The sequence below is a fragment of the Scandinavium hiltneri genome, assembly GCF_024764835.1.
Taxonomy (GTDB): Bacteria; Pseudomonadota; Gammaproteobacteria; order Enterobacterales; family Enterobacteriaceae; genus Scandinavium; species Scandinavium hiltneri.
Genome location: NZ_JALIGE010000071.1, coordinates 273,595 through 285,854, shown reverse-complemented (window position 1 = coordinate 285,854; position 12,260 = coordinate 273,595). Strand labels below are relative to the sequence as shown.

The window sequence follows — 12,260 nt, the reverse complement described above, 5'->3', positions numbered from 1 at the left end:
AAGGAAACGAACTGCACTAATTTTCACCGTTGCAGATGATTTTTGCGCCTTGTCGCTGCTGCGTGTGGTTGGTAAAGTAAGCGGATTTTGTTTCCGCCCCAGCTTTCAGGATTATCCCTTAGTATGTTGAAAAAATTTCGTGGCATGTTTTCCAATGACCTGTCCATTGACCTGGGTACCGCGAATACCCTGATTTACGTAAAAGGACAAGGCATCGTACTGAATGAGCCTTCCGTTGTCGCCATTCGCCAGGATCGTGCCGGTTCACCGAAAAGTGTGGCTGCCGTCGGTCATGAAGCTAAGCAGATGCTCGGCCGTACGCCGGGCAACATCGCAGCTATTCGTCCAATGAAAGACGGCGTTATCGCTGACTTCTTCGTGACTGAAAAAATGCTGCAGCACTTCATCAAACAGGTTCACAGCAACAGCTTTATGCGCCCGAGCCCGCGAGTTCTGGTGTGTGTGCCGGTAGGTGCAACCCAGGTTGAACGCCGCGCAATCCGTGAATCTGCTCAGGGCGCTGGCGCCCGTGAAGTGTTCCTGATTGAAGAACCAATGGCTGCTGCTATCGGTGCGGGTCTGCCTGTTTCTGAAGCAACCGGTTCAATGGTTGTGGATATCGGTGGTGGTACGACCGAAGTGGCCGTTATCTCCCTGAACGGCGTGGTTTACTCCTCTTCCGTTCGTATCGGGGGTGACCGTTTCGACGAAGCCATTATTAATTATGTGCGCCGTAACTACGGCTCTCTGATCGGTGAAGCTACCGCAGAGCGCATCAAGCACGAAATCGGTTCTGCTTACCCAGGCGACGAAGTTCTTGAAATTGAAGTACGCGGTCGTAATCTGGCAGAAGGCGTCCCACGCGGCTTTACCTTGAACTCCAACGAAATCCTCGAAGCGCTGCAAGAGCCGCTGACCGGTATCGTGAGTGCGGTGATGGTTGCTCTGGAACAGTGCCCGCCGGAACTTGCTTCCGATATCTCAGAGCGTGGTATGGTTCTGACTGGTGGTGGTGCGCTGCTGCGTAACCTCGACCGCCTGTTAATGGAAGAGACAGGAATTCCTGTCGTAGTTGCAGAAGATCCACTGACCTGTGTTGCCCGTGGCGGCGGCAAGGCACTGGAAATGATCGACATGCACGGCGGCGACTTGTTTAGCGAAGAGTAGTCAGCCAGAAGTCTGGGGTAGCGTTTGTGCTGCCCCTTGATTTCTTCACTGACACGAGAATACGCATAGCCTATGAAGCCCATTTTTAGCCGTGGCCCATCGCTACAGTTTCGCCTAATTCTGGCGGTGCTGGTGGCGCTTGGCATCATTATTGCCGACAGCCGCCTTGGTGCGTTCAGCCAAATCCGAACGTACATGGATACTGCTGTTAGCCCTTTCTATTTTATTTCCAACGGTCCTCGTGAATTACTCGACGGTATTTCGCAAACTCTGGCTTCCCGCGATCAGCTTGAGCTGGAAAACCGTGCCCTGCGTCAGGAGTTGCTGTTAAAAAACAGCGATCTACTGATGATGGGCCAGTATAAGCAGGAAAACGCCCGTCTGCGTGAGTTGTTAGGTTCACCGCTGCGTCAGGATGAGCAGAAAATGGTGACCCAGGTTATCTCCACCGTTAACGATCCGTATAGCGATCAGGTGGTTATTGATAAAGGTAGCGTCAACGGTGTCTACGAAGGTCAACCTATTATCAGTGATAAAGGTGTGGTCGGTCAGGTTGTGGCCGTCGCGAAGCTGACCAGTCGAGTGCTTCTGATTTGCGATGCGACCCATGCGCTGCCGATTCAGGTACTGCGTAACGATATCCGCGTGATTGCGGCCGGTAACGGCTGTACTGACGATTTGCAGCTGGAACATTTGCCTGCCAATACCGATATCCGTGTGGGTGACGTGCTGGTGACGTCCGGTCTCGGCGGCCGTTTCCCGGAAGGGTATCCGGTTGCGGTTGTGTCGTCAGTTAAGCTGGATACGCAGCGCGCGTATACGGTGATTCAGGCGCGCCCAACTGCCGGTCTGCAGCGTCTGCGTTATCTGCTGCTGCTGTGGGGGGCCGATCGTAACGGTGCAAACCCGATGACACCTGAAGAGGTACATCGTGTAGCCAACGAACGTCTGATGCAGATGATGCCGCAGGTTCTGCCTGCTGCTGATTCCATGGGGCCGCCAGCACCTGTTCCGCCGCCTGCGACGGGAATCACTCAGCCTGCACCGGCTGCTGCGCCTTCGCCAGGAGGGCAGTAGTGGCAAGCTACCGAAGTCAGGGACGTTGGGTTATCTGGCTCTCGTTTCTGATAGCCCTTCTGTTACAAGTCATGCCCTGGCCGGACAACCTGTTGGTATACCGGCCAAATTGGGTTCTGCTGATCCTGCTCTACTGGATCCTCGCTTTACCGCACCGGGTCAATGTTGGCACAGGTTTCATTATGGGTGCCATACTGGATCTGATTAGCGGTTCAACGCTCGGCGTACGAGCGTTGTCCCTCAGTATCATTGCCTATCTGGTGGCACTGAAATATCAGCTGTTCCGTAATCTGGCGCTCTGGCAACAAGCGCTGGTGGTTATGATGCTATCGCTGGCGGTGGATATCGTTGTTTTCTGGTCAGAATTTTTAGTGATCAACGTCTCTTTCCGACCTGAAGTGTTCTGGAGTAGCGTCGTTAACGGTGTACTCTGGCCATGGCTGTTCCTGCTGATGCGCAAAGTGCGCCAGCAATTCGCGGTACAATAAAGGTTTCTATGACAATGCTTTATCTTGCTTCCGGCTCTCCGCGTCGACAGGAACTGTTAACTCAATTGGGTGTGAGCTTCGAACGTCTGGTACCCGGGATCGAGGAGCAACGTCAGCCGCAAGAAAGCGCACAGCATTATGTTACGCGACTGGCTCGGGAAAAAGCGCTGGCGGGCGTCACGCTTGCCGCGCAGGACCTACCGGTGTTGGGTGCCGATACCATTGTGGTTCTGAACGGTGAAGTGCTGGAAAAACCACGGGACGCTGAACACGCGGCAGTCATGCTGCGTCAGCTTTCCGGGCATACGCATCAGGTGATGACCGCCGTCGCGTTAGCGGACAGCAAACACACCATTGACTGCCTGGTGAGCACAGAAGTCACGTTCAGAGTCTTAACAGATGACGATATCGTCGATTACGTCGCGAGCGGCGAACCGATGGATAAAGCAGGTGCATACGGTATTCAGGGGCTGGGTGGCTGTTTTGTCAGGAAGATAAATGGCAGCTATCACGCCGTAGTCGGCTTACCGCTGGTGGAAACGTATGAGTTGCTGTGCAATTTTAACTCACTGCGTGAGAAAAGGGATAAACATGACGGCTGAATTATTGGTTAACGTAACGCCATCGGAAACCCGCGTGGCGTACATTGATGGCGGTATTCTTCAGGAAATTCATATAGAGCGTGAAGCGCGACGCGGAATCGTAGGCAATATCTACAAAGGTCGTGTCAGTCGTGTACTCCCAGGGATGCAGGCGGCATTTGTAGATATTGGCCTGGATAAGGCCGCGTTTCTTCACGCTTCTGACATCATGCCCCACACCGAATGCGTGGCCGGGGAGGAGCAAAAACAGTTCACCGTTCGCGACATTTCCGAACTGGTGCGTCAGGGCCAGGACCTGATGGTGCAAGTGGTCAAAGATCCGTTGGGTACCAAAGGCGCGCGTCTGACGACTGACATCACCATTCCTTCTCGTTACCTCGTGTTCATGCCGGGCGCTTCTCACGTGGGCGTGTCCCAGCGTATCGAAAGTGAAGCCGAGCGCGATCGCCTGAAAAACGTGGTGACAGAATACTGCGACGAGCAGGGCGGATTCATCATCCGAACCGCCGCGGAAGGCGTCTGCGAAGAGGATTTATCCTCCGATGCCGCGTACCTCAAACGCGTGTGGACTAAGGTGATGGAGCGTAAAAAACGCCCGCAGACCCGCTACCAGATGTACGGGGAACTGGCGTTAGCCCAACGCGTGCTACGCGATTTTGCAGACGCACAGCTTGACCGTATCCGCGTCGATTCTCGTCTGACTTTCGAATCGCTGATGGAATTCACCGCCGAATACATGCCGGAGATGACCAACAAGCTCGAACATTACAGTGGCCGCCAGCCGATTTTCGATCTCTTTGACGTCGAAAATGAAATCCAGCGTGCGCTGGAGCGGAAGGTGGAACTGAAGTCGGGCGGCTATCTGGTTATCGATCAGACCGAAGCGATGACCACCGTCGATATCAACACCGGTGCCTTTGTCGGCCACCGTAATCTTGACGACACCATTTTCAATACTAATATCGAAGCGACGCAGGCCATTGCGCGTCAGCTGCGCCTGCGTAATCTGGGCGGGATTATCATCATCGATTTCATCGATATGAGTAATGAAGATCACCGCCGTCGGGTGCTGCATTCCCTGGAGCAGGCCTTGAGCAAAGACCGCGTTAAAACCAGCATCAACGGCTTCTCACAGCTCGGTTTGGTGGAGATGACCCGCAAGCGCACGCGCGAAAGCGTGGAGCACGTGCTGTGCCACCAATGCCCAACCTGTCATGGTCGCGGAACGGTGAAAACGGTCGAAACGGTATGCTACGAAATCATGCGTGAAATTGTCCGCGTGCATCACGCTTATGATTCCGACCGCTTCCTGGTCTACGCCTCAGCATCCGTGGCAGAAACCCTGAAAGGGGAAGAGTCTCATGCGCTGGCGGAAGTGGAAATCTTCGTTGGCAAGCAGGTAAAAGTCCAGATAGAACCGCTCTACAATCAGGAGCAATTCGACGTGGTGATGATGTAGTTTTGCGGGCAGTTACAAGGAGAGATGCGTGAGGCGTTTGCCTGGAACCTTACTGATCACGGTGGCAACATTGATTGTTATCGTCGCGCTGCTGGTCAGTGGCTTGCGTCTCGTTTTGCCACAGCTGGACAAATGGCGTCCGCAGCTGCTGGAGAAAATCGCGGAATCCACCGGACATCCCGTTGAAGCGTCACAGCTTAAAGCCAGCTGGGAAAACTACGGCCCGACGCTGGAAGTGCGCGATATCAAAGCCGGGCTGAAAAACGGCGGCCAGATGTCCGTTAAACGCGTGACGCTGGCGCTCGACGTCTGGCAAAGTCTGCTGCATTTTCGCTGGCAGTTCCGCGAGCTGACCTTCTGGCAGCTGCAAATTCGTACCAATACCCCTCTGCAACACAATAACAGCAGCGGCCAACTGAAAACGGATCGCATCGCCGATCTGTTCCTGCGCCAGTTCGATCAGTTTACCTTGCGCGACAGTCATTTAAGTTTCCTCACTCTCTCCGGCCAGCGCGCCGAACTCGCTATCCCGCAACTGACATGGATGAACGGTAAAAACCGCCATCGCGCCGAAGGTGAACTGAACCTGTCGAGCCTCAACGGTCAGCACGGGGTGATGAAAGTGCGCATGGACTTGCGTGATGAGAACGGTCTGCTGAATGAAGGGCGACTGTGGGTGCAGGCCGACGACATCGACGTTAAGCCGTGGCTTGGCCGCTGGATGCAGGACAACATCGCGCTGACGTCGGCTCGTTTCAGCCTCGAAGGCTGGATAGACCTTGATAAGGGCGATATCTCTAGCGGTGACGTCTGGCTGAAGAAAGGTGGCGCGAGCTGGAAGGGGGATAAGCAATCCCATGACCTGTCCGTAGATAACCTGACGGCACACATCACCCGTGAAAATGCGGGCTGGGCATTTCATGTCCCTGATACCCGCATCGCCATCGACGGTAAACGCTGGCCACAAGGCGCGCTGGCGCTGGCGTGGATCCCCGGTGAGGGCGTCGGCGGAAAAAATAACGTGCGCAGTGACGAGCTGCGTATCCGTGCCAGCAATCTTGAACTGAGCGGCCTTTCTGGCCTGCTGCCCATTGCAGAGAAACTCTCACCGTCGTTAGGTGAAATTTGGGAAACCACACAGCCTGCCGGTCAGATTGACGCCCTGGCGCTGGATATTCCGTTGCAGGCGACTGATAAAACCCGTTTTCAGGCGGCCTGGAGCAACCTGGCCTGGAAGCAGTGGAAGCTGCTACCAGGCGCAGAGCATTTCTCTGGTCGGGCAGAAGGTAGCGTCGAGCATGGCTCGGTGAATATCAGCATGGAACACGCCAAAATGCCGTACGAGACGGTGTTCCGTGCGCCGCTTGAGATTGCCAAAGGCGTGGCAAATCTGTCATGGGTGAAAAACGAAAAAGGTTTCATGCTCGACGGCCGAGATATCGACGTGCAGGCGAAAGCGGTTCACGCCCGCGGCGGTTTCCGCTGGTTACAGCCGGAAGGCGATGAACCGTGGCTCGGTATTCTGGCCGGGATCAGCACTGATGACGGCGGTCAGGCGTGGCGCTACTTCCCGGAAAACCTGATGGGCAAAGAGCTGGTCGATTATCTCAGTTCGGCCATTAAAGGCGGTCAGGCGGATAACGCCACGCTGGTTTACGGCGGCAACCCGAATCTGTTCCCGTATAAGCACAACGAAGGTCAGTTCCAGGTATGGGTGCCATTACACAACGCCACCTTTGCGTTCCAGCCTGACTGGCCTGCGCTGACCAATCTGAATATCGACCTCAACTTCCTGAACGACGGTTTGTGGATGCAGGCGGATAAAGTCGCGCTTGGTGGCGTGACGGCGCACAACCTGAATGCGGCTATCCCGGACTATTCGAAAGAGAAGCTGATTATTGATTCGCAGATTGCCGGACCGGGCAAAGCGGTCGGGCCGTATTTTAAAGAGACGCCGCTGAAGGATTCCCTTGGTGCTACGCTCGATGAGCTGCAGCTGGATGGTGATGTAAATGCTCGCTTACATCTCGATATTCCGCTCGACGGAAAACAGGTGTTGGCGAAAGGTGACGTGCGTCTGGCTAACAATAGCCTGTTTATCAAACCGCTCAATAGCACCCTGAAAAACCTCAGCGGTGGCTTCACCTTTGAAAATGGTGATTTGAAAAGCGGGCCAATGACCGCCAACTGGTTTAATCAGCCGCTGAATGTGAATTTCTCAACCACCGAAGGGCCAAAAGCCTATCAGGTGGCGGTGAATATGGACGCCAACTGGCAGCCGACCCGCACCGGAATGTTGCCTCAACAGATTAACGACGCGATAAGCGGTAGTGTGCCGTGGCAGGGTAAAGTCGCGATTGAATTACCATACAGAGGCAGCGCCAGCTATAAGGTCGATATTGCAGGTGATCTGAAGAATGTGAGTAGTCGCTTACCTGCACCGGTGAACAAGAACGCCGGGGAGTCGCTACCGGTGAAACTGAACGTCGAAGGCGGTCTGAGCCGCTTCGATTTGACCGGCAGCGTAGGCGCGAAAGACCATCTTAATAGCCGCTGGTTACTGAATAAAAAGCTGACGCTCGACCGGGCCATTTGGGCATCTGAAAGCCGCAGCGTGCCGCCGTTGCCGGATTCCTCCGGCGTCGAATTGAATTTACCGCCGATGGATGGCGCGCAGTGGATGGCGTTGTTCCGTAAAGGCGCCGCCGACGGCATGGGTAACGCGGCTGCCTTCCCGCAGCGCGTAACGCTGAGAACGCCATTGCTCACCATGGCGGGCCAACGCTGGAATAATCTAAGTATCCTTTCACAGCCGTCAGCAGACGGCACGCTCGTGGAAGCGCAGGGGCGTGAAATCAACGGCACGCTGACGCTGCGCGACAATGCGCCGTGGCAGGCTGCCATTCGCTATCTCTATTACAACCCGTCTCCGAAAACCACCACCGGTGAGCCTCTGGGCCAAGGGCTGATGAGCAATAACCGCATTGATTTCCAGAATTGGCCAGACTTGCAGTTGCGCTGCGCAGAATGCTGGCTTTGGGGTCAGAAATATGGTCGCATTGATGGTGATTTCGCGATTAAAGGCAATACGTTATCGCTGGCTAACGGCCTGATAGATACCGGATTTGCGCGCCTGACCGTAGATGGAGAATGGGTGAACGCGCCGGGTAACGAGCGCACCTCACTGAAAGGTAAACTTCGCGGTCAGAAAGTGGATGCGGCAGTGAATTTCTTTGGCGTCTCCACGCCAGTCCGCGATTCGTCATTCGATTTTGATTATGACCTGCACTGGCGTGATGAACCGTGGACGCCGGACGTGGCGTCGCTGAATGGCATTCTGAAAGCGCATTTGGGCAAAGGCGAGTTTACGGATATCAGCACCGGTCATGCGGGCCAGCTGCTGCGTCTGCTGAGCGTGGATGCGCTGCTGCGTAAGCTGCGTTTCGACTTTAGCGACACCTTCAGCGAAGGGTTCTGGTTCGATTCTATTCGCAGTACTGCCTGGATTAAAGACGGCACGCTGCATACGGACGACACGCTGGTGGATGGCCTTGAAGCGGATATCGCGATGAAAGGTTCGGTCAACCTGGTGCGCCGTGAGCTGGATATGGAAGCCGTGGTCGCGCCGGAAATCTCCGCCACCGTGGGGGTAGCCACCGCGTTCGTCATCAACCCGATTATCGGTGCCGCAGTGTTTGCTGCCAGTAAAGTGCTGGGCCCGTTGTGGAGCAAAGTCTCGATTCTGCGTTACCACATCAGCGGGCCTATCGATCAGCCTCAAATCAATGAAGTGCTGCGCCAGGCGCGCGGCGATAAAAAGCAATGATTTGACGGACGTTACAAATTACCTCACTCTCAATAGATATACCGCGATCTTCGCGACAACCAACGAGTAGCAAAACGATGAGTCTGAACCTGGTAAGTGAACATCTGCTGTCGGCGAACGGCCTGAGCCATCAGGACCTTTTTGCCATACTTGGCCAACTTGCCGAGCGTCGCCTCGACTACGGCGATCTCTATTTCCAGTCGAGCTACCACGAGTCCTGGGTGTTAGAAGACAGCATCATCAAAGACGGGTCGTACAATATCGATCAGGGCGTTGGCGTCCGTGCCGTCAGCGGCGAGAAAACCGGCTTTGCGTATGCCGATCAGATTAGCCTGCTTGCGCTGCAACAGAGCGCTCAGGCCGCGCGTACTATCGTGCGTGATACCGGCGACGGCAAAGTTCACGCCCTGGGTGCGAAAGATTATTCTCCGCTGTACACCAGCCTCGATCCGCTGCAGAGCATGAGCCGTGAAGAGAAGCTCGACATTTTGCGCCGCGTTGACAAAGCCGCGCGTGCGGCAGACAAACGTGTGCAGGAAGTCTCAGCCAGCCTGACCGGCGTGTACGAACTGATTCTGGTCGCAGCCACTGACGGCACCCTGGCGGCGGACGTTCGCCCACTGGTGCGCCTGTCTGTGAGCGTTCTGGTCGAAGACGACGGTAAACGCGAGCGCGGTTCCAGCGGTGGCGGCGGTCGTTTCGGCTACGATTATTTCCTCGGTGACGTTGAAGGCGAAGTTCGTGCTGACGCATGGGCGCGTGAAGCGGTTCGCATGGCGATGATTAATCTCAATGCCGTTGCAGCGCCAGCGGGCACAATGCCGGTGGTTCTGGGCGCGGGCTGGCCGGGTGTGCTGTTGCACGAGGCGGTTGGTCACGGTCTGGAAGGCGATTTCAACCGTCGCGGGACGTCCGTATTCAGCGGGCAGATGGGGCAACTCGTCGCGTCCGAACTGTGCACCGTGGTCGATGACGGCACCATGACCGACCGTCGTGGATCCGTGTCTGTCGATGATGAAGGTACGCCGGGCCAGTACAACGTGCTTATCGAAAACGGCGTGCTGAAAGGCTACATGCAGGACAAACTGAATGCACGCCTGATGGGCGTGAAGCCAACGGGCAACGGTCGCCGTGAATCGTATGCGCATTTGCCCATGCCGCGTATGACCAACACCTACATGCTGGCGGGTAAATCCACTCCACAGGAAATCATCGAGTCTGTCGATTACGGGATTTACGCGCCGAACTTTGGCGGCGGTCAGGTGGATATCACCTCCGGTAAATTTGTGTTCTCGACCTCAGAAGCGTATCTGATCGAGAAAGGCAAAGTGACCAAAGCAGTGAAAGGTGCGACCCTGATTGGCTCCGGCATCGAAGCAATGCAGCAAATCTCAATGGTGGGTAACGACCTGAAGCTGGATAACGGCGTAGGCGTCTGTGGTAAAGAAGGGCAGAGCCTGCCGGTTGGCGTCGGTCAGCCAACGCTGAAAGTCGATAATTTGACGGTCGGTGGAACCGCATAATGTCTGTGCCCGCTTCGTGCGGGCATACTGTTGCGATTAAAGAAGGAAAAAGCGTGGTTTTTCCTTCTTTAGGCTAGCAGCTGAAAATCAATTAATTGATTTTCCTTATTTATTGTTTCAATGACGGAGACCACTGATGAAGGTCGCTCGCCATCAGCACATTGTCACACTTCTTGCTCAATCCCACAGCCTGACCACCGATGAACTGGCCGCCGTACTCGGCGTCAGCAAAGAAACGGTGCGTCGTGATTTAAGTGAACTCCAGCAACAGGGATATATTCAGCGCAGCCACGGGCGGGCGCGGGCTATTCGTCGTAATCATCAGGATAACGAAGCAACCTTTCATGCCCGACTGAAAAGCCACTATGCCCACAAATCCGATATCGCCCGACATGCGCTGGCCTGGATAGAAGAGGGGATGACGATTGCGCTGGATGCCAGTTCGACCTGTTGGGTGTTGGCGCGCCAGCTGCCGGATATTCCGCTGACGGTGTTTACCAACAGTCATCCTGTATGTATGGAACTCGGCAAACGCGAGCAAATCCGGCTTATCAGTTCCGGCGGAGAACTTCAGCGCCAGTACGGCTATTACGTTAATCCGGCGTTGATTTCGCAACTGAAAACGCGGGAAATCGATCTGTTTATTTTCTCCTGCGAAGGGGTCGATCGCAGCGGTGTGATGTGGGACCCGAGCGGGCACAACGCCAGCTTTAAATCGCTATTACTCAAAAGAGCATCGCAGTCCTTGCTGCTGATGGACAAAAGTAAATTCAACCGCTCAAGTGAAGTCCGGATTGGCCCCCTTAGCGACGTCACGCATCTTATATCGGACGCCGAGCCTGAGCAGGTACCTTAGTTTTTTCCCCGCCCTTTGATGCCCTGGAAACGTTTGGCCACATCGACAAAATAATCGGCCAGGTAGTTGATACACACCTGCACCTTCAGCGGCAGTTTGTCTTTTTCCGTATAGACGGCGTACACCGGACGTGGATCTGATTGGTAGCGCGGCAGCAAGATCTCCAGTTCGCCGTCATTGATCTCATTGATCACCCACATCAGCGGCACGAAAGCGATCCCGGCTCCGGCGGTCAGCCAGCGGTTAAGCGTCATCGGATCGTTGGTGACGAACCGCCCCTGTGGAGTCAGTTTGGTCGACAGACCTTCCGGGGCAATCAGCTCAAATTCATTGTACGGACGAATGCTGTATTCCAGCCATGTATGGCTGGCGAGATCCGCCGGTTTTTCCGGTATGCCGGCCTGCTGCAAATAGCTTTTCGCGGCGCACAGAACCATCGGCATCAAGCCGAGACGGCGGGAAAAGAGGCCAGAATCCTGTAACGCACCGACGCGAATCACCAGGTCCAGACCATCCGCAATGAGGTCCGGGGCTGGGATGCCAGTGACCAGATTCACCGACAGCTCCGGGTACTCTTTGAGCATTTCAGAGGTGATTTGGGCGAGAACATTTTGTGCCATAGTTGAAGAACAGCCCACGCGCAGTGTACCAATCGGCGTGTTATTAAAAGCATAAAGCTGTTCGTGCACGTCCTGGGCTTCGTGCAGCATTCGCCGACAGCCCTGATAGTAGATTTTCCCGGCTTCCGTGAGGCCAATGCTGCGGGTACTGCGGTTCAGCAGCTTTACCTGCAGCTCGTTTTCAAGCTTTGAGACGGTCTGACTTATCGATGATACGCTCATTTCAAGTTGTCTCGCCGCGGCCGTAAAGGAACCCAGTTCCACGACTTTGGCGAAAACCGACATGCGTTTTAATCGTTCCATTGTTCACTCTGACTTAAAAGTGATTTGTATCACATAATATAGATCGGGATAGATAAGTTACGTTAATATACTGTTAGCTAAATAATTAAAGCATCACTATTCTCACCTGCACTCTCTTAATCAAGGTCAACATGAGTCTGTTTCCCGTCATCGTGATTTTCGGTCTTTCATTCCCGCCGATCTTCGTCGAGCTGCTGTTGTCGCTGGCCATCTTCTGGCTGTTGCGTCGGGTGCTGGTCCCTACCGGGATCTATGACTTCGTCTGGCATCCTGCGCTTTTTAATACCGCGCTGTATTGCTGTTTGTTCTACCTGATATCGCGTTTGTTCGTCTGAGGCC

Annotated in this window: 10 protein-coding genes; 9 read left to right on the top strand and 1 reads right to left on the bottom strand. The window is 54.8% G+C overall.

Features of this window, described 5'->3' with window-relative positions; all coding sequences use genetic code 11:
* Positions 1 to 123 precede the first annotated feature (123 nt).
* The 8 genes from mreB to fucR all read left to right on the top strand — a co-directional run bounded on the left by mreB (position 124) and on the right by fucR (position 10,998).
* Positions 124 to 1,167, top strand: a complete 1,044-nt coding sequence (mreB, locus tag MUU47_RS08735; RefSeq protein ID WP_110510622.1) for a rod shape-determining protein MreB — start codon at positions 124 to 126, stop codon at positions 1,165 to 1,167.
* Positions 1,168 to 1,239: 72 nt separating this feature from the next.
* Positions 1,240 to 2,244: a rod shape-determining protein MreC gene (gene mreC, locus MUU47_RS08730; protein ID WP_258987785.1), complete on the top strand. Its 1,005-nt coding sequence runs from the start codon at positions 1,240 to 1,242 to the stop codon at positions 2,242 to 2,244.
* The gene (gene mreD / locus MUU47_RS08725) at positions 2,244 to 2,732 is read left to right on the top strand and encodes a rod shape-determining protein MreD (protein WP_110510620.1); all 489 of its coding nucleotides are present in this window, start codon (positions 2,244 to 2,246) and stop codon (positions 2,730 to 2,732) included. The genes mreC and mreD overlap by 1 nt, the downstream gene beginning before the upstream one ends.
* 8 nt (positions 2,733 to 2,740) lie before the next feature.
* Positions 2,741 to 3,334, top strand: coding sequence for a Maf family protein (locus MUU47_RS08720; protein WP_258987784.1), 594 nt, complete (start codon positions 2,741 to 2,743; stop codon positions 3,332 to 3,334).
* Positions 3,324 to 4,793: a ribonuclease G gene (gene rng, locus MUU47_RS08715; RefSeq protein ID WP_258987783.1), complete on the top strand. Its 1,470-nt coding sequence runs from the start codon at positions 3,324 to 3,326 to the stop codon at positions 4,791 to 4,793. Before MUU47_RS08720 ends, rng begins: the two co-directional genes overlap by 11 nt.
* Before the next feature lie 28 nt (positions 4,794 to 4,821).
* Entirely contained in the window at positions 4,822 to 8,619 is a 3,798-nt protein-coding gene (gene yhdP / locus MUU47_RS08710) for an AsmA2 domain-containing protein YhdP (protein ID WP_258987782.1), read from the top strand.
* Positions 8,620 to 8,696: 77 nt separating this feature from the next.
* Positions 8,697 to 10,142: a metalloprotease TldD gene (gene tldD, locus MUU47_RS08705; protein WP_258987781.1), complete on the top strand. Its 1,446-nt coding sequence runs from the start codon at positions 8,697 to 8,699 to the stop codon at positions 10,140 to 10,142.
* A 136-nt stretch (positions 10,143 to 10,278) separates the two neighbouring features.
* Positions 10,279 to 10,998 carry an L-fucose operon activator gene (gene fucR, locus MUU47_RS08700; RefSeq protein ID WP_258987780.1) on the top strand — a complete coding sequence of 240 codons (720 nt, stop codon included), beginning with the start codon at positions 10,279 to 10,281 and terminating at the stop codon, positions 10,996 to 10,998.
* Here fucR and aaeR read toward each other — a convergent pair.
* Positions 10,995 to 11,921 carry an HTH-type transcriptional activator AaeR gene (aaeR, locus tag MUU47_RS08695; protein WP_258987779.1) on the bottom strand — a complete coding sequence of 309 codons (927 nt, stop codon included), beginning with the start codon at positions 11,919 to 11,921 and terminating at the stop codon, positions 10,995 to 10,997. The two genes, fucR and aaeR, sit on opposite strands and share 4 nt — an antisense overlap.
* A gap of 131 nt (positions 11,922 to 12,052) precedes the next feature.
* Here aaeR and aaeX point away from each other — a divergent pair, with 131 nt between their 5' ends.
* On the top strand, positions 12,053 to 12,256 hold the full coding sequence (gene aaeX, locus MUU47_RS08690; RefSeq protein WP_097164153.1) for a p-hydroxybenzoic acid efflux pump operon protein AaeX: 204 nt from the start codon (positions 12,053 to 12,055) through the stop codon (positions 12,254 to 12,256).
* The last annotated feature ends 4 nt before the right edge of the window (positions 12,257 to 12,260 follow it).

Excerpts from the sequence above, each read along its gene's own strand:
- aaeX (WP_097164153.1), top strand. The coding sequence starts at position 12,053 with ATGAGTCTGTTTCCCGTCATCGTGATTTTCGGTCTTTCATTCCCGCCG.
- tldD (WP_258987781.1), top strand. The coding sequence starts at position 8,697 with ATGAGTCTGAACCTGGTAAGTGAACATCTGCTGTCGGCGAACGGCCTG.
- rng (WP_258987783.1), top strand. The coding sequence starts at position 3,324 with ATGACGGCTGAATTATTGGTTAACGTAACGCCATCGGAAACCCGCGTG.
- aaeR (WP_258987779.1), bottom strand. The coding sequence starts at position 11,921 with ATGGAACGATTAAAACGCATGTCGGTTTTCGCCAAAGTCGTGGAACTG.
- fucR (WP_258987780.1), top strand. The coding sequence starts at position 10,279 with ATGAAGGTCGCTCGCCATCAGCACATTGTCACACTTCTTGCTCAATCC.
- MUU47_RS08720 (WP_258987784.1), top strand. The coding sequence starts at position 2,741 with ATGACAATGCTTTATCTTGCTTCCGGCTCTCCGCGTCGACAGGAACTG.
- mreC (WP_258987785.1), top strand. The coding sequence starts at position 1,240 with ATGAAGCCCATTTTTAGCCGTGGCCCATCGCTACAGTTTCGCCTAATT.
- mreB (WP_110510622.1), top strand. The coding sequence starts at position 124 with ATGTTGAAAAAATTTCGTGGCATGTTTTCCAATGACCTGTCCATTGAC.